At 57.8% G+C, this 18019-nt stretch carries 10 protein-coding genes; 7 read left to right on the top strand and 3 right to left on the bottom strand.

The annotated features are described in order from the left end of the window. Positions 1-88: 88 nt before the first annotated feature. Both ISP18_RS00855 and ISP18_RS00860 read left to right on the top strand, forming a co-directional pair. Positions 89-6142: an ESPR-type extended signal peptide-containing protein gene (locus ISP18_RS00855; RefSeq protein WP_380015936.1), complete on the top strand. Its 6054-nt coding sequence runs from the start codon at positions 89-91 to the stop codon at positions 6140-6142. A gap of 54 nt (positions 6143-6196) precedes the next feature. Further along, positions 6197-6331, top strand: coding sequence for a hypothetical protein (locus ISP18_RS00860; RefSeq protein WP_380015934.1), 135 nt, complete (start codon positions 6197-6199; stop codon positions 6329-6331). 5 nt (positions 6332-6336) lie between these two features. Here ISP18_RS00860 and ISP18_RS00865 read toward each other — a convergent pair whose 3' ends face one another. Next, positions 6337-7194, bottom strand: a complete 858-nt coding sequence (locus ISP18_RS00865) for a CPBP family intramembrane glutamic endopeptidase (protein WP_380015932.1) — start codon at positions 7192-7194, stop codon at positions 6337-6339. 1812 nt (positions 7195-9006) lie between these two features. After that, on the bottom strand, positions 9007-9870 hold the full coding sequence (locus ISP18_RS00870) for an aspartyl/asparaginyl beta-hydroxylase domain-containing protein (RefSeq protein WP_380015930.1): 864 nt from the start codon (positions 9868-9870) through the stop codon (positions 9007-9009). Positions 9871-11151: 1281 nt separating this feature from the next. On the opposite strand from ISP18_RS00870, the gene dpgA reads away from it, so the two are divergent. The 5 genes from dpgA to dpgD are packed head-to-tail and all read left to right on the top strand — an operon-like array spanning position 11152 to position 16566. Beyond that, positions 11152-12276: a 3,5-dihydroxyphenylacetyl-CoA synthase DpgA gene (gene dpgA, locus ISP18_RS00875; protein WP_380015928.1), complete on the top strand. Its 1125-nt coding sequence runs from the start codon at positions 11152-11154 to the stop codon at positions 12274-12276. A gap of 31 nt (positions 12277-12307) precedes the next feature. Continuing rightward, complete coding sequence (gene dpgB, locus ISP18_RS00880; protein ID WP_380015926.1) at positions 12308-13039, top strand: enoyl-CoA-hydratase DpgB; 732 nt, start codon at positions 12308-12310, stop codon at positions 13037-13039. A gap of 29 nt (positions 13040-13068) precedes the next feature. Then, positions 13069-14403: an enoyl-CoA hydratase/isomerase family protein gene (locus ISP18_RS00885; RefSeq protein ID WP_380015924.1), complete on the top strand. Its 1335-nt coding sequence runs from the start codon at positions 13069-13071 to the stop codon at positions 14401-14403. A gap of 5 nt (positions 14404-14408) precedes the next feature. Beyond that, positions 14409-15743, top strand: coding sequence for an aminotransferase-like domain-containing protein (locus ISP18_RS00890; protein ID WP_404559230.1), 1335 nt, complete (start codon positions 14409-14411; stop codon positions 15741-15743). Position 15744: 1 nt separating this feature from the next. Continuing rightward, on the top strand, positions 15745-16566 hold the full coding sequence (dpgD, locus tag ISP18_RS00895) for an enoyl-CoA-hydratase DpgD (protein ID WP_380015920.1): 822 nt from the start codon (positions 15745-15747) through the stop codon (positions 16564-16566). Positions 16567-16682: 116 nt separating this feature from the next. Here the strand turns inward: dpgD and ISP18_RS00900 are convergent. Next, positions 16683-18019, bottom strand: a 1337-nt coding sequence (locus ISP18_RS00900; protein ID WP_404559231.1) for a thioesterase domain-containing protein, incomplete at its 5' end; no start/stop codon positions are given.

The raw sequence follows: 18019 nt of genomic DNA on the forward strand, positions 1-18019 counted from the left end.
ACCGCTTGCCCGCTACACAGGGATGCACAAGGCAAGCGGCTAACCAAAATGCATAAATCAAACGAATAAAAAATCAACGGGAGACATCGTGAATCGCATTTATCGCCTCGTTTTTAATCGCACACTCGGCGTCATGCAAGTTGCGTCGGAGTTGGCGAACGCACCGCAAGGCGGCGTGGTCAACGGTGCGAGCGTGCCCTCGAAACCGGGGCTGAAGTCGCGCCTGTTGGCGATCGCGGTGAGTGTTGCCTTGGCGACGATCATGACGCCGGCGATGGCGCAGACGTGCGTGCCCAGCGCGACCGCGATTTGCGGTGTGAATGGCGGGGACGGTGGTGCGGGTACTGCCAGCGGTCAACCAGGTGTAGGCGGTACCGGGGCTGTCACATCGGGCGCCTACGCCAATAGCGGCGGCACGGGTGGTTCGGGCGGTAGCGGGGGTTCAGCGGGCCAGGGTGCCAACAACACCGGCGGGGCCGGTAGCTTAGGACCCGGGGGTGCAGGTGTTGGCGGCGGATGGGGCACGCTCGGCAACGGTGGCGGTGGCGGCGGCGGTGGTGGCGGCGTTACTGGTCCAACTTACGGCGGCGGTGGTGGTGGCGGTGGCGGCGGCGCGGGCCAGTCCGTCAGCGGTACGTCCTTCACCAATCCGGGCAGCATTGCGGGCGGTAGGGGTGGTAATGGCGGCTTCTCTGGCTCGTCGGGCTATGGCGGTGGCGGCGGTGGCGGTGGCGCGGGCGTGTATGCCAGCGCGGGCAGTACGGTCACCAATGGCGCCGGCACAACGATCACCGGCGGCGCCGGCGGCAACAGCGTCAATGGCAGCAGCACGGGCGGAATCGCGGGCGGGGGTGGTGGTGGCGTAGCGATCGTCGGTTCAACACTGACCAATAGCGGCAGCATCGTCGGTGGCAATGGTGGCGCAGCCGGTAACAACTATCTGGGCGGCGCGGGTGGTGTCGGTGTTGTGGCGACGAACGGTTCCACCATCATCAACCGTGGCAGCATCGCCGGCGGCGTTGGTTTTTCCGGCGCACGGGCCGACGCGATCGATCTGAGCGGCGGCGGCAACACGCTGGTGCTGGAATCGGGTTCGAGCATTACCGGCAACGTGGTCAGCAGCAGCGGCACCACCAACGGTGGCGACACGCTCGATTTGGACGGCAGCGCCAACGCGACGCTCTCTGGTTCGATCGGCGATTACGGTAGCGGCGCGCAATACCAGGGTTTCAACCATTACGAAAAGACCGGCTCGGGAACCTGGACGCTCGATAGTGTCGGGAACGCCACCACCGTCGGGGCGTGGTCGGTTCAAGGCGGCGAACTGGATCTGGACGGCTTCAGTAGTGCCTTCACGGGTGGCTTCCAAATGTCCTCCGGTACCGTTTTGACAGTCGGCGCGGGCTACGGTGGCGTTTCCGTGGCCGGTACCTTGGGCGCCAACGGCTCGCACGGCAGCAATGGCATGTACAGTGGTTTCAGCGGCGCGTCCGGTCAGTTTGGTGTGTCCGGTGCGGCGGCGGTCAGCGGCTATAGCTTCACGCTGACCAACAACAGCAGCTCGATCCTCGGCGGTGCGGGTGGCATCGGCGGCTCTGGCGGCAGTGGGGCCAATGGTGCCAATGGCGGCTCCGGCGGCTATGCGAATTATCACGGCGGCGCCGGCGGCGAGGGCGGTGCCGGCGGTGCGGGTGGATATGCCGTGTCGGGCACCGGCTTTACGCTCACCAATCGGGGCCGTTTGTCCGGCGGTGCCGGCAGCCTGGGCGGTGCCGGCGGGAGTGCTGGCAACGGTGGTATCGACTTGATCGGAAATGGCGGCGACACCTACGCCGGAGCGCTCGGTGGTCAGGGCGGTGCCGGTGGCGCCGCGGTATCCGGTAGCCAATTCACGTTGACCAACACCAACAACGCGAGGATCTACGGCGGCTACGGTGGCTTCGGTGGCGCTGGCGGTGTGGGCGGCAATGGCGGCTACGGCGGCAATCACGGCGGCGCCGGCAGTGCCGGCGGCACGGGTGGCGCGGGCGGCTATGGCGTCTCGGGCGTGCAGGGTGGTGACTTCACCGTTATCAACTCCGCGTTCATCCAGGGGGGCGTCGGCGGTAATGGTGGCATGGGCGGCAACGGTGGATTCGGCGGATCGTCGTCCAGCGGCGACACGTCCATGCTGGGTTCCACCGGGCCCGGCGGCGCAGGCGGTGCCGGCGGCGGCGGCGGTTCGGCGGTTAGTGGCTACGCCTCCACGCTGACCAACAATGCTGGAGGAATACTCCAGGGCGGCGGCGGCGGCTCAGGTGGCATGGGTGGCGCCGGGAATTTTGGTGGCACGGCGAGCACCGGGGCCGTGGGTGTCAGCGGCAGCTATGGCGGCGCAGGCGGCGGCGGCGGTAATGGCGGCGCAGCCGTCATCGGCAGCACGATTGCGCTTACCAATCAGGGCACTGTCACCGGTGGCTGGGGTGGTTACGGCGGCAGCGGCGGCGGCGGCGGGATGGGGTCTGAGTCCACCAACAGGGGGGCGGCGGCCGCCGGAGTTGGCGGCTCCGGCGGCGCGGGCGGTTCGGGTGGCAACGGCGGTGCGGCGGTCGTAGGCGGGGGATTGACCGTAACCAACAGCGGAGCGCTGCAGGGTGGTCTAGGTGGTCAAGGCGGCACGGGCGGTACCGGTGGCGCGGGCGGTTATTCGTATCAGCAGGCCGGCGGCAATGGTGGCGCCGGAGGCGCTGGCGGCGCGGGTGGTGCTGGCGGTGCGGGCGTCGTCCTCATCGGCACAAGCTCGTTTACTAACACGGGTCTCGGAACTACTGTCACAGGTGGCAACGGCGGGACCGGTGGCAACGGCGGAGTGGGCGGCAGCAGTGGCTATTCTTTCAGCGCGTCCAATGGCTTGGCCGGAACGCAAGGTGTTGGCGGCACGGGCGGAGTAGGCGGCACCGGCATTAGCGTGGGACCGGGCGGTACGATTACCAACCATACCGACGCCTCGATTCTTGGCGGCAATGGCGGCATGGGCGGTATGGGCGGCAATGGCGGCAATGGCGGCAACGGCGGCAACGGCGGCAACGGTGGTGCAGGTGTGTCCGGAACCGGCTTCACGTTGACCAATGCCGGTTCAGTGCAAGGCGGCAATGGCCCAGGCGCAGGTGCGTACGGTGGTGTGGGCGTCGTCTCGACCGGCGGCTCGACCATCATCAACAGCGGCCATATCGCAGGCGGAGTTGGATCCAGCGGCGCGCAGGCCGACGCGATCGATCTCTCTGGCGGCAACAACGTGCTGGTACTGGGAACCGGCTTAGGCATTGTCGGCAACGTCATCAGCACCAGTGGGACCGGCACGGGCGGCGATACTTTCGAACTGGGCGGCAGCACCAGCGGCACAGTCAACGCGAGCTTTGGCGAGCTGGGCAGCGGTGCGCAGTTCGAGGGCTTCGCCATTTACGAAAAGACCGGCAGCAGCACATGGACGCTGAACGGTTCGTCCTTCCTCAACGAAGTGTGGCAAGTTCAGGGAGGCGAACTGGATGTGACCGGCACGACATTCGTCGGCGGTTTCGACATGTCTTCGGGTACGACGCTGGGCGTGGGCACGAGTCAAACGAACGTTCAGGTCACCGGTGTTGCGGGTGCCGCCGGGTACGCTGGCACCTCAAGCACGTCCGGTGGTGCCGGTAGTGCTGGTGGCGACGCGGTCAGCGGCGCGGGCTTTACGCTGAACAATCAGAATCGGATTAATGGCGGCGCGGGTGGGCATGGTGGCAACGGCGGCGGCGGCGGAAATGGTGGCAATGGCGGCGTGGGCGTTAGCGGCTCGGGCTTTACGCTCGTCAACACCGGGACGATTACCGGCGGTAACGGCGGCACGAAAGGCATTATCAGCAACTACGGCAGCACCGCGGGCAGCAATGGCATCGGCGGTGCAGGCGTGGTCGCAACCGGCGGAGCGACCATCACCAACGCGGGAACCATCGCCGGCGGGTTGAGCGCAAACGGCACTCAAGCGGATGCGGTGAATCTGAGCGGCGGTGGTAATACGCTGATCGTGGAAGCGGGCTATGTGTTCACCGGCAATGTGGTGAGCACGAGTGGCACCACGAATGGCGGCGATGTCGTCGTACTCGGCGGTAGCGTCAACGCAACATTCAATCTGGGTGCAATGGGTGGGGTAGGCAGCGGCGCAGCGATTCAGGGCTTCACGAATCTGGGCAAGAGCGGCACCAGCACGTGGACGTTGAGCGGCACCGGCAACGCGAACCAGTTGTGGACGATCATCAACGGCACGCTCGTTGGTAACACCACTAGCATCGTCGGCAACGTGACACTCTCGCCGGTAAGTGGCGGTAGCGCCAACCTCACGCTCGACCAGTCGACCAACGGCATCTACAACGGTGTGATCAGCGGTAGTGGTTCGTTGACCAAGGATGGCAGCGGGACAGTCACCTTGACGGGCGACAATACCTACACCGGTACCACTACCGTCCTCGGCGGCATGCTGCAGATCGCCAACGATGGCACCTCCGGCATGTTGAGCGGCAACGCTACGAACAACGGTGCGATGGCCTTCGATCGCACGGATACCGTCACCTACAACGCCGTGATCAGCGGCATCGGTAGCCTCGCGCAGATCGGTAGCGGCACGCTGATACTCGATGGTGCAAACACGTATACCGGCGGCACGACCGTACAAGCAGGTACGTTGGAAGTGGGTGACAGCGCGCACACCGGCGCATCCATTGCCAGCAACGTGACGGTAGATGCTGGCGGCACACTGCGCGGTCACGGCACGATTGACGGCAATGTCACCAGCGACGGCACGGTATGGCCGGGCGGTTCGGTCGGCGTGTTGACCATCAACGGCAACTACACGCAGAACGCGGATGCAACGCTGCAAGTCGATGTGACACCCACACAAGCGTCCGAGCTGGTGGTGAACGGCAACGCCATGCTCGCCGGCACGCTGAATCTGGTTTATGCGCCGGGTACGTACACCAGTACGACGTACACGCTGTTGCAGGCCAATGCGGTGAGCGGAACATTCGCAACCACGAACTCGACGGGCTCGGTGCCAACCGGTATCGATTCGAAGGTGTCGTACGGCGCAACAGCCGTTGCGTTGACGTTGGCGACACCGGGAACACTGATAGCGCCGCCGACCGTTGTCCAACCGCGCGACGGCGACGTTTACGCGAATCTGATGCGTAGCGTCGATCTGGTCGGACAGCAATCGTTGGTCACCGTGATGGGTGCAACGTTGCGTCCGGCCGACACCTCATGCGGCATGGTAAACGCGGCGCACACCAACACCGTCACCTCCTCGTGCAACAGTGGCCTGTGGATGCAATACAGCGGTGGCACCGATTCGCTCTCGGGCAGCAACGGTCTGAACAGCACCACGTTCGGCCTGCAGGGCGGTTGGGATCACACGGTGGCCGATATCGCGCATGTCGGTGTGGAAGCAGGTTACGACCGCATCAACGGTAGCGACCACGAGGGCGGCAACGGCAGCATCGATAACGTGCATGGCGGTTTGTATGTGTTCGGCGACGCTGGCCCGGTCGTGTTGTCGGGCATGGTCGACGAAGCGCACAGCAGCTATCGCGTCTATCGTGCGACCGGCATCGGTCACGCCATCGCCGATCCCGACGGCAACATCACGTCGGCAGCGTTGCAGGCGGCATGGCCGTTGACGGCGGCGCAGTGGCAGGTCACACCCGCCGTGGGTGCGTTGTATCAGCACCAGACGCTGGATGCGTTCGGCGAAACAGTGCCGAGCACCAACCCGCTCGCTTCCGCGTTCGCAGTCAATGGCGCACGCACCACGTACAACACCATGCAGCCGTATGCGCAGGTTTCCTTCACACATGCATTCGTTGCACAAGGTGTCAGCTACGTGCCGCAGTTCGACGTCGGTTATCGCTACGACACGCGCAGCGGCAATACACCGGTGGTGCAGGAAGTGTCGCAAGACGGCACCGTGTTCGCAATGCCCGCCGACAACTTGGGTCGCGGCATGGCCACCGTGGGTGCGCGCATCACCGCCAAGGCTGGCGCATCGTGGAGCTCGTACCTGGATTACCAGGGCCAGTTCGCCAATCACCTGAGCGACAACGCGTTGAGTGTTGGCTTCATCAAGCAATTCTAAGCAATACGCCGGACATCGACATAAGGATGTGTCGATGTATTCGGTGCACAAAAGGTGAGCGATCTCTCGATCACCATCTCGCCAAAAGGTGAAATCGCGCTCATGGAAGAAGCCGAAAAGCTTGGAGTGGATATTTTCCCGCGCACAGTGTTCCAAAACATCGAGCAAAGAAAGCGAAGTGATGCATAAGCGCTCTATGCGCTCACGTGTCCTGCTGGTAAGACCGCAGCGCGCTGCCGCCAAAAAAGATAGGCGGTAATTGAAACAACGATTGGCAGCATGAAGCCAGAATCATCGATAGTGTAGTTCGTGATGGCGCCGCGCGGCGCCGTCAGCGATGTAAAAAAAAGCCCATTCCAGAGATTGTAGCTGGCATGCACCAGCGCGCTCGTCCACACGCTGCCGGAACGCAATCTGAGCCATAGGGTGATCACGCTAAGCCCTAGTACCACAATCACAAAGCACGGCAGCGAGAACCAGATAGGCGACGCGGATGAGCCGAAATCCGCGAAGAAAAATAAAGGAAAGTGCCAGGTTGCCCAAATGGCTCCGGTGATGAAGGCCGCGCGCGTAAACCCGTAGCGTTCCGCGAGACGAGGTGAGAGGAACCCCCTCCAGCCAATCTCCTCGCCAAGCGCGGTCGCCATGCTGCTCGCACCAGTGAAGAGGAGGAGAAAGGTCCAGAGCACGATAACCTGGCTCGTCGAAAGCGACGGAATCCCGATCGCGGTCTTCAGCGAATCGACGGTCTCGCCATTCGGAAACCCGCCCAAGCCAGTCGCCCATACAGCAACATACCCGATCAGGCAGAACAGCAAAGGCGTTGCATACGCTAGGATCTGCCAGCGCCAAGGCCGCCATCGCCAGCCGATGGTGCCGAGATCAATGCGCAGCAGAGTGCAAGTCAGCAACGCTGCCGCGGCCGGGCACCAATCCAGCCCAGTACCATACTTGCCGTGTCCCCCGTCGACATGCCCGCTGGCGATGATCAGCGCGTAGAACACGGAGCTAAACGCAAAGACGAGCACGACATAGAGCGCAATGGCTTTCATCTTGGGTCCAAAGGCGTCGCCCGTGACGAATGTAGGGGTGCATGCCGGGGAGGTCCAGACCGCTTATTGCAACGGGCGGTCGGTTCGCTGCATATATTCGCTGCCGACGAGTCTTGTAGAAATCGACGTTGTTGCCGTTTGTCCGAATTAGCCGCCGGGTGTCGGCGTCCGTTCGTATGCAACGTCGGTTGGTGGCTCAGCTTTAGTGGTCGATTGCGCCGATGGCTCAAAGTTAGGTGTTGACATGGCACTGACCAGGTGCCGCTAGTGCTCAAACTTAAGTGTCGAAGTCAAAAGGTGACATGGTTAAGTGGGTAAGTGACACGGTTAACTGGGTGACGACACAAGCCGCGTGCTAGAGTCAGTGATTTTAAATGATGCCCGAAGAACCGATCGGTGCGAAAACAATTACCTCTACAAAACACCTAGAAAAGGACTGACCTTTCTGGCTGAAATCGGCAGTTGTTGGACACGATATAGCAATACTTGCATACATTTGACATGTTTAATTGATATGATTTTCTGGCAATTAATTGGCCATTTATATTGATTTCTATCAACGGATTGACATCCGTGTAACGCGAAAAAAAAGCACAATCGAGAGTTAAACGAATTTGACTTTCGTGCTATGCGAACGCTTTTGAAGAAGGTACGTAATCCCTTCATTCCATCACGCATGCACCTACGAGAAGGTGCCCGTGTTGTTCATGCGGGGCGCGCGGCCTGCGTCAAGGCCATCGAGTCGCCAAGCCGAATACTTATTCGCTTCGAAGGTATGGTACTTTCAGCGGACCGCTCATCGAGGCCTTTAACGTCGCACAATGGCGCCTTTATTTGGAAGGGTGGCCAGTCCCCCCGGCGACCAAAGGGTTGCCGAGATTTCAAATGACGCAGATGGCGTCACAATCCGATCGACTGACGTTGGTCTTAATGGTTCGCACAATTTGTGACGCACTCACCTCGGGGACTTCGCGCGATTGGCCACCCTTTGAGATTCCCCTGAGCGCGCTTGAGTCACTCCGCGCGATGCTCAATACGCATTGGCCGGAATATGTGCACGGGGTGAGCGCTTTGTTTATTCCGTCAATGCGAACTTGATGCATTACTCTATGGCGATAATGCGGCCGCCCGATTGAAGAGCGTTGACGATTCTAGAAATGCCCATTTTTCTTGCTTCGACGAGGTGATGGCATACATGAGACACCAAACCGGGGAACACTTGCAGCTTTGGTTGTTTTTTTTGGCGAGCTTAGTGCTTACTTACTGCAATTACTGGTGTTGCTCTTGCTCGCTATCAGCATGGGAGAGGTAATCAAAACGATCAATTACTTGTCTGGCGCGAACCACGATGCCGTGATGAGGACGGCACCCGTTGTCTTCGCGGCACCCTTGGTCATATGTGCGATCGTAATCTTCGGTTTCGGACTGGCGATCTCGGCCAGACGCCTGTTTCGTGGACTTGGCAAAGGTACGGCGAGATAAAGACTCGGATTTTGGGTTTGTTCGCTTCAGCAGTTTTGCTGCTCAAGGTCTGGCGATAAACCTGCCGTTATCGCGATTAGGGCGCGTTATCGAGGGTAGAAGCGGACGGCATCCAATCCGAAGCGGCCAGACAGATTGCCCAATCAGTCAGCATTAGAGGAAGACCACGCCCCAGCAACCAACCAGAAATCTGTAACAATGATCCGCACGACCGGCGTGATCGAAAAAGAAATTTCATAGAATTTTATGATCATAATCACGGCATGAATTCTGTTTGGCACGTTTGATCTTGCTTTTGTGAGCAACAATAAGGAATTTCAAGATATTCCCTCAGGAAGTTAGCGAAAACCGCTCGCCTAGTTCTCGAGCTTCAATCAGGTACCGACTTAACTTGTTGATCTTATTATGCGACTCCTCGTCGCCAGCAATGATTGCTGCTTTTTTAAGCCAATCAAATCCAGCGGTAACTGGAACGTGGTAAACGAAGTGATATTTTGATACGGCGAATAGCAAATCTCTGAGAGTAAATGATGATATAATTTTTGAGAGACCTTCTATGATGTGATCTTGATCGCTCTCATTCATTGGCTTTCTATTTATATATATATGACGATTTTCCATCAAAATTTTCGCGGATTTATTGAATATGTTTAAATTTTTATTTTCTACTGAAAAGGCATAATCCAGGCAAAGAAATATACGGCTATTGGTCGAAAAATTAATTGCAGCATGACTGATGGCGGCATCGAGAATCCATATTTCACCGGGACGCATTTGAAAAACGCCGAATTCATCCGAGTTGAAGCATTGAGAATTTTCCTGCAATGGAATCATCAGCCTGAGATAATTATAATCTTTATTTAATTCCACGAAATCTTTATGCGGAATAACCATTCCATCTATCAGATTTCTTGTTCTGACCATTTTTAGGCCAGTCAACTCAAAATTATCTTGTATAATCCGTGATATTTCTGTGCACTTTTTCAAGTGATGAGTTGGAAGTATAATTTTGCTGTTGCGATACAGACTATCATGAGCCTCTCCGGAAGCATTCATAAGTGATAAATTTTGCCAATACCCTTGGCAAAACTCGTCATACTCTTCTGCCACCTTGACGACTGAATTAAGGTAATTTAAGTCATCCATAATCGTATATTCAGACAGGTCGATAGTTCCGATGATGCGTGACGCCATGGTGCATTCTCTTCCTGGCTTGGTGGTACGAGTTGAACACAGACTTATGTTTGATAAGACAGCGACTTGCGTGGCTCGTGAAAGCGAAAACTCGTAAGTCTACTGACTGGGCTCCAAAAATCCGTCACGCCAGTGTATCAATGACTCACGCCTCATCGCGAGATGGCTGCGCCAAATACAATGCTACTTAATCTTAAGGCCTTCTGCGCTTGAATGACGATCTACGTTTTATGCCTTTATCGGGCCTTTGCATATCAGTCACCGAATACGCATCCGGACGAATCAATGCCCAATGCAAACTTGAAATGATTCGGCACACGAGCGTCGAGTCCGAGATTACTCCAGCCAAGGCTTAGAAGATTGGGGTGAATCGGTTCCATCAATAGCCACTATGGCAACTCCCTTCACAGTGAAGCTTGGGGAAGGTTCAAATAGATTGTCAATAGTGAAATAGCACATCTGGCATGGAGAAAATTTGCTGTAAAGCACATAGCCTCGGGTGTCAGTCACGCTATTGTTTCGGTTGGTGGACAGCGGCATTACCGACGACCGCCACATCGGAATGATCGCCGTCGGCGGAATGCCCAATGTTGGCGCATCAGCGCCATGACGTCGATACAAGTCAACCTACTGGGCAATTCGCCATTTTCGCGGCGGCTAGATCCTCAGATATCGAATTGCGGCACGAACAGTTGCGATGACTTCCACGGAATCGGATCGGCGCGATATGCCGCGAAATACCGAATACATCGTCATTGACACCGCCACGCCACACCCGATCGCCATAATCATCATGCAGTAAGGTTAGAGTTGCGCCGCAAGCTGCGCTAAGCCAGTTGGAGAAGGTAGGCAAACACTCCGTTTTCACTTTGAGTCATCGACGCCATGCTGATTGACGCCTGACTTTGACCGGTCGATCTAACAATATACTATCGCAAACTTACCCGGTATTGAGAACCAATTGCTGATTCCATGAGCTCCACGAACAGATATCGCACCACTGCGCGTGTGGCGCCGGTCGGGCGCTAAACAACTAAAGGAAGATCCCCCAGCCCTGCCGGGTGGCAGTAAGAGTTTGATGTTTGCGGGACTTCATCGGCAGACTCAATTCGTGAGTCGCTAAGTACACTAAACGAGGAAATCAGCGGTTGCTAAAACACGCAAAATATCATGGAATGACATCCGTTCGAGACCCGAGTTTGAGTGTATGTAACTGGCTCGATTGTACTGATCATAGGTGGCTCGAATGGAGTGGTCGGTGACAGGGACCTAGCTAGGGGGATGGAGTTGAAATCCGCAATACTTGAACGCGCAAACGGTACACTTGGCTGTGGGATTCAGTCTGTATCGAATCGAGCTCGGATAGCGAGTGTCGGCACCGCCAACCCGGAGACATCCTATTCGCAGCACGAGTTGATCGATCTGCTCAACATCAGAAACGAGCGCATCCGTTCGCTGTTCCTGAAAGGAGCGATTGATCGACGCTATTTGACGCTTCCGCCTGCGCTGGAAGACGGCAGCCGGTTACCGGAAACCCAGGCGGATCTACTGAAAAAACACCGCAGATGCGCAGTCGACATGGGGGCTCGTGCCATCCATGAATGCGTGGCCGGCATTGGCGCGCAACTGCGGGATGTGGGCTACTTGTGTTGCGTCACGAGTACAGGCTTCATGGCTCCCGGCATAAGTGCGTACCTCAGCAAGGAACTGGGGCTTGCGGCCGATTGCACTCGTCTGGACGTCGTTGGCATGGGGTGCAATGCGGGCTTGAACGGCTTGAATGCGGCGGCGGCGTGGTCAGTCGCAAATCCCAGCAGGCTTGCACTATTGCTTTGTGTCGAAGTCTGCTCGGCCGCCTACGTGTTCGATGACACCATGCGTTCGTCGGTGGTGAACAGCCTGTTCGGAGACGGGGCGGCGGCGGCCGCGCTCATCACCCAGTCTCCGGACCACGATGCCGTGTGGGGGCCGTCCATCGAACGGTTTCAAAGTCGCCTGGTGAGCAGCGCGATCGAAGGTATGCGATTTGATTGGGATGAAACGCACGGGAGATTCAGCTTTTATCTCGATCCGGTGATTCCTTACGTGGTGGGCGCCAACGCGCCGCAATTGGTGGCCGATCTGCTGGCTTCGTCCGGCGTACGCCGTTCGGCGATCAGGCATTGGCTGGTTCACTCCGGCGGCAAAAAAGTGATCGATGCGGTGAAGATCAATCTCGGCCTATCGTCGAATGATCTGCGGCACACCTCTGGAGTCCTCAGGGAGTTTGGAAATCTTTCCAGCGGATCGTTCCTGTTCTCCTATAAGCGGCTGCTGCAGGAGCAGGCCCCCTGTCCCGGAGATTACGGCGTGATGTTAACAATGGGGCCGGGCACGACTATCGAATCCGCTTTGTTGCGCTGGTAATCCACATGATATTCTAACAGAAGGCGTAGTCATGCTTGACGAATCGACCAAACTGGCACCAGCTAATATCGTTCGGCTTACGTTGAAAAGCCCGTCTGTCCTCTCGACCGACTTGGTGCAAAAACTCAATGCCGCCCTCGACCGCGCCGAGGACATCGGCTCCAACGCGCCCATCGAAATTGAAATCCGCGGAATGGACCACCTCGTCGATTCGCCGGCTTGGCCTGGCGCGACCGATGTCATGGTAGTCAGCAAGTGGGAACAAGTTCTGCGACGGATCGAACGGATGCAAACCCTGTCGGCAGTTTCGGTACATGGCCATTGCACTGCCGAGGCTTTGGAGTTGCTGCTCGTCGCCGATCATCGCACGGTGTCACACGGCACGCATATCCACTTGTCGACAAGCGATCATGATGTCTGGCCGAGCATGGCCCTGCACCGGCTCTGCAATCAGATCGGCTACGCCAGGGCGAGAAGGCCAATGCTGTTCGGCGGCGTGCTTACCGGTGAACAGCTGCGTGAGTGGGGTGTCGTGGATAGCGTCACTGCCGGGGACGCACCCTTTGAAGTGCCCGAATGGCGGCTTTCTGCCATCGACCCAGGTGATCTTTCCATGCGTCGACGTCTACTGCAGGACGCCCTAGACTCCTCGTTCGACGCGGCGCTCGGTGCGCATCTGGCTGCCTGCGACAGGACGCTTAAACGTATGGCTGGCGAGCACGCGACCCTCGACCCGCAGTCCGGGGAGGCGAGCGCCGCCTAGGTGCCCGCCGCAAGCTGGAAAAAACCACGATGAAGCTTGACGATACTTTGCAAGAATGGCGTGCACGCGACCTTGCATTTTCGCGGGATCCGAAGCACGACAGCTTGCTGTTGGCTGACTTTCTGGCAGCGGGCGAGGGCATTCTCGCCGCCTTGCCGACAAAACAGGACCGTTCCGCCGCGGAACTTGAGCTAGCCTCAAACGTACATGGATTATCACGCGACGCGCGTCGGCTGTTTCTATCGCTGCATGCAGAGTGGCTTTACGATTTGTTGACTTGTCAATGCAGCTTGCCCAAGCGCATTGCCGAGCTTGCGTACGAAGCTGCAGGTGCCTGCCCAGGGCTAGTGCCTACGCGGGCTCAGATCGAGCAAGAAAGCAAGCTTCCCCAGAAATACAAGGAAGCGCGCGAAATCGATCAGGGCTTGCTGTTCCAGAGCTGGCTGGCCATTCCGCGGGTTGCGCTGCATCTTATGCGCTCAATGCTGCTTCCTACCGCTCGTGCACTAGGTCTGTTGGAACGCTTCGAAAAGGATGGCGTGATCGAACTGGACACGGTCGTCCTTTGCCACAGGGACAACGCAGGGCACATTACATTTCATAACACTGCTTGCTTGAATGCCGAAGACAATCTGTTCGTTGAGGACCTGGAAACGGCGGTGGATCTGGTCCTTTTGAGCCAGTCCATCAAGGTGGGCGTGATGCGTGGCGGCATAATGACGCACCCGCGATATGCCGGCCATCGGGTTTTCAGCGCCGGCATCAACCTGAAGCACCTCAATGGCGGAAAGATCTCGTTTGTCGACTTTCTGCTTCGGCGCGAATTCGGTTTCATCAACAAGCTCTTGCGTGGGCTTCGGCCGGTGCATGCGGCGGCATCGGACCGAGGCCCGTTTCTGGACTTCCAGAAACCATGGCTCGCCGCGGTTGATACATTCGCCATCGGCGGTGGTGCGCAATTGCTACTCGCGTTCGACCGGGTGCTGGCGGCCGAAGGGAGTTACGTCACACTCCCCGCCGCGCAGGAAGGCATAGTCCCGGGCTTCTCCAACCTGCGGCTTACTCGCGCGGTGGGCGCGCGCATGGCCCGGCAAATCCTCCTGTTCGGCCGGAAGTTATGGGCCGGGGAGGTGGACGCAAGGTTTGTCATCGACGAAGTGGTCAACGCTGCCTCAATGGAAGAGGCTATTGCGCGAAACGTGGCTGATCTGAGCGCGCCAGCCGTGATAGCCAACCGGCATATGCTCAATATCAGCGAAGAGCCGATCGAGACGACGATCCACTATGCGGCGGACTTCGCGTTTGTCCAGGCGATCCGCCTCTACAGTGAAGACGTACTCAATAAAACCCGCTTTGCGAGGTAGGCTCTATGACTGCCCCGACCCCGGCCTTGCCACCGTTTGAGTTGCCAGTCTCCGACCTGCACTCCTCAGTGCAAGATCCTTCGCTTGGGGCGGTGAATTTCCTCAACGAAATCATGCAGCGGTATCCGCATGCGATTTCATTCGCCCCCGGCGCGCCTTACCCAGTTTTCCTGGAGTCGATCGATGTACAGCACTATATGGACGTTTTCGCGGAAAGCCTGAAGAGCTCACGTCATCTATCGCCGGCGCAGATCCAGCGTTGCCTGCATCAATACGGGCCCGCCAAGGGTCTGATCAACGATATCGTCGCTCGGCTTTTGCACCGGGACGAACAGCTAATTGTCGATGCCGCATCGATCGTGATCACGGTGGGGTGCCAGGAGGCCATGCTCCTGCTGCTTCGTGCCTTGCGCTCAGATCCGAATGACCAGCTTGCCGTGGTTACTCCCTGCTATGTTGGCCTGATCGGCGCAGCACGTCTGGTGGAGTTTGACGTAGTACCGATCGATGAATGCGATAGCGGCATCGATTTGAAGCAGTTGCGGCACGCATGTTGTGAAGCGCGTGCGGCAGGCAAGCGCCTGAAGGCTGTCTACGTCGCGCCGGACCACTCCAATCCATCCGGCACTCAGATGTCCGACATCACTCGCGCGGCTCTGCTGGACTTGGCGGCAGAGCTGGATTTTCTGATCATCGAAGACAATACGTATCGTTTCACGTCCGCCGACGAGTCCTACCCGCCCCTGATCAAAAGCCTGGATCGCCAGCATAGAGTGATTCTGCTGGGCACTTTTGCCAAGACCTGCACGCCCGGCGCCCGAGTTGGTTATGTGGTGGCGGATCAGCCGATCCGAAGCGAGGATGGCCGCAAGCGCTTGTTCGCTGACGAACTGGCGGCCCTGAAAACCATGGTTACCGTCAATACCTCGCCCATCTGTCAAGCCCTGATAGGCGGCATGCTGATCGCCCATGAGTATTCGATCAGGCAGCTTGCTCAAGACAAGACGCGTAAATACCGAAAAAATCTCGACTGCTTGTTGACGGCACTGGACGAGCATCTCGGCGACCTTCCTCATGTGGCATGGAACCGGCCAAATGGTGGGTTTTTCGTGAGACTGCGGCTGCCCGTTCCGGTGGACGAAAGCTTGATGGCCTTGTCGGCGGAACAGTTCGGCGTGCTTTGGACGCCCATGTCCCATTTCCATATCGACGGCCGCGTCAGTCATGAACTGAGACTCTCCTGCAGCTATCTGTCCGAACAGCAGATCGAAGAAGGCATGGGGCGGCTCAGCCGCTTTCTGCATCACTTGACCACACCCTTAAGTGCAGGCATGGCTTGATATGAGCGACATCTCATCCGCGTTCGCCGATTCATCCGCCCGCGTTATTTATGAGAAGCGCGGAAGGGTGGGGTATGTGACCCTGAATCGTCCCGCGTCGCTCAACGCCATGGATTTGCGCATGCATGAGGAGCTTTGCGCGATCTGGGACGATGTTGAGCAGGACGATTCGGTGTGGCTGGCGGTGTTGACCGGTGCGGGTGATCGCGCTTTTTCAGTCGGCATGGATTTGAAAGAGTTGGCGGCGAGAGCCGCAGCGGGAACTCCACCGACCAGCTTGGGCAATCGCGGTGGCGGATGGCCACGTCTTACCGAGCGCCATCACATGCGCAAACCCATTATTGCTAAGGTGAATGGTTTGGCTATTGGCGGCGGGTTTGAACTGGCGCTTGCCTGCGACATCATCATCGCATCGGAGCATGCTCAGTTCGCGCTGCCGGAAGCCAAGCTCGGCCTTATTCCCGGCGCAGGTGGCGTGTTTCGATTAACCCGGCAAATTCCCTTCAAAGCAGCAATGGGTTATTTGTTCACGGGGCGAAAAATGAGCGCTGGCCGTGCCTATGACTTGGGCCTGGTGAACGAAGTGGCCAAGGCGGCGGAACTCGATAGCTGTGTCGAACAATGGATAACGGACATCCTGGCTTGTGCTCCACTTTCCATTCGCGCGATAAAGCAGATCGCGAATCAGTCAGCCCATCTTCCGCTGGAAGAGGCTTTCCGCACCCGATACGAAGCTGAGCAGCACAGGCTGCTCAGCAGCGACTGCGCTGAAGGGGCGCGCGCCTTCGTGGAAAAGAGGCCGCCTAGTTGGACCGGAGCCTGACCGGCCAGAGCTTGGCGCTGGGCCGGCCTCAGAGCCTTATCCAGACTTCGGTCCGTGAACGGCCGCAGAAAGCGAGAGGGTTAACACCATCTCATCAACGGTGAATCTGCTCTTCTTCATGGCAAGACCTGCTCCTGGCCACGGTCAGCTTCGCCGGAAAACGCTACTGCAAAATGTTTGAGTGCTTTGTCAAAGGCATTGCAAAGCGATTGAATATGCGGCGGCTTCATCATGGACAGGTGGTCGCCAGGAACGGGCACGACCATAAGCTTGTTGGGAAAATTTTCGACCCAGCGTTTGGAAGACGAGTAGGGATTTTCAGTGGCGCAGAAGTGCACCATTGGAAAATTTCCTAATTGAGGCGTGTATTGGCTGGCTGCGTAGTTCTCTGCGTAACGGGCATTTAGATTCCGCATGTACGCATCTATGGGGACATAGTTATCTATCCACTTGAAGGTATATGCGTAGCGATACATTTCTTCGATGTCATTTTTTTCCGCCAGCGTGGCGAAGGTGGCACGTTGATCGGCAGAGGCATCAGGCGGAATCGCCCTCAATGCCAAATTGCCGATGCTTATTTCATCGGGAGAATCCTGCGGTGGAACGAATTGATACGATGTGTCAATCAGCCCAAGGAATTCGATTTCTTCGCCCATCGCAACCAGCTGATGGGCCATCTCAAACGCGATGATTCCTCCCAAAGACCAGCCACCCAAACGGTATGGCCCGGTAGGCTGGATACGTCGCATTGCAACTAGATAATTCGTTGCTATTTCCTCGATGGTTTTGGCGATGACTTGGCCTTCTTGCACGTCGGGCGCCGCAATGCCATAGATGGAATATCCTCGCTGTAGGGTATTGGCCATCAGGCGGGCATATACAATTTCTCCACCTCCTGGATGTATGAGGAAGACGATAGGAGCATTGCCTGCATGGCGGATTAAAACCACGTTTTCGGCAAAACTCTTTTTTGCCCCCCCGTCATTGAGTTCTTGCTCGCTTTGCAGGGGATACTGCTGTTTTTCGCCCGGGCTGGCCTTGATAGAAGCGGAACGGATTCGTTCGGCCGCTGCCTTGATCGTGGGCGCTTCAAAAAATGCGCGCATCGAATACTCGGTGCTAGGAAAAACCTCACGAAAGCGACTCAGCAGACGTGTCGCAAGCAATGAGTCGCCACCCAACGCAAAAAAGTCGTCGACGATGCCAACCTGTTCGATCTTGAGCAATGCTTGCCAGATCTCGACCAGCGTGGTTTCCAGTTCACCTTGTGGCGCTTCGTATGCCTGGCGCGCCAGCGCCGCGTCGTCCGGTGCCGGCAATGCCTTGCGGTCGAGCTTGCCGTTGGGCGTCAGCGGCAAGGCGTCCAGTTGCACGAAGGCCGCCGGCACCATGTACTCAGGCAGCTGCCGCGCCAGATGCGCGCGCAGATCCGCAACCTCGATGATTGCATCCG

It is taken from the genome of Dyella humi, from assembly GCF_044904605.1.
GTDB classification, from domain to species: domain Bacteria; phylum Pseudomonadota; class Gammaproteobacteria; order Xanthomonadales; family Rhodanobacteraceae; genus Dyella_B; species Dyella_B humi.

What these genes read in the sequence shown, in the direction of transcription:
- dpgA (WP_380015928.1), top strand. Translation starts at nt 11,152, where the DNA reads ATGGAGTTGAAATCCGCAATACTTGAACGCGCAAACGGTACACTTGGC.
- ISP18_RS00870 (WP_380015930.1), bottom strand. Translation starts at nt 9,870, where the DNA reads ATGGCGTCACGCATCATCGGAACTATCGACCTGTCTGAATATACGATT.
- dpgD (WP_380015920.1), top strand. Translation starts at nt 15,745, where the DNA reads ATGAGCGACATCTCATCCGCGTTCGCCGATTCATCCGCCCGCGTTATT.
- dpgB (WP_380015926.1), top strand. Translation starts at nt 12,308, where the DNA reads ATGCTTGACGAATCGACCAAACTGGCACCAGCTAATATCGTTCGGCTT.
- ISP18_RS00885 (WP_380015924.1), top strand. Translation starts at nt 13,069, where the DNA reads ATGAAGCTTGACGATACTTTGCAAGAATGGCGTGCACGCGACCTTGCA.
- ISP18_RS00890 (WP_404559230.1), top strand. Translation starts at nt 14,409, where the DNA reads ATGACTGCCCCGACCCCGGCCTTGCCACCGTTTGAGTTGCCAGTCTCC.
- ISP18_RS00865 (WP_380015932.1), bottom strand. Translation starts at nt 7,194, where the DNA reads ATGAAAGCCATTGCGCTCTATGTCGTGCTCGTCTTTGCGTTTAGCTCC.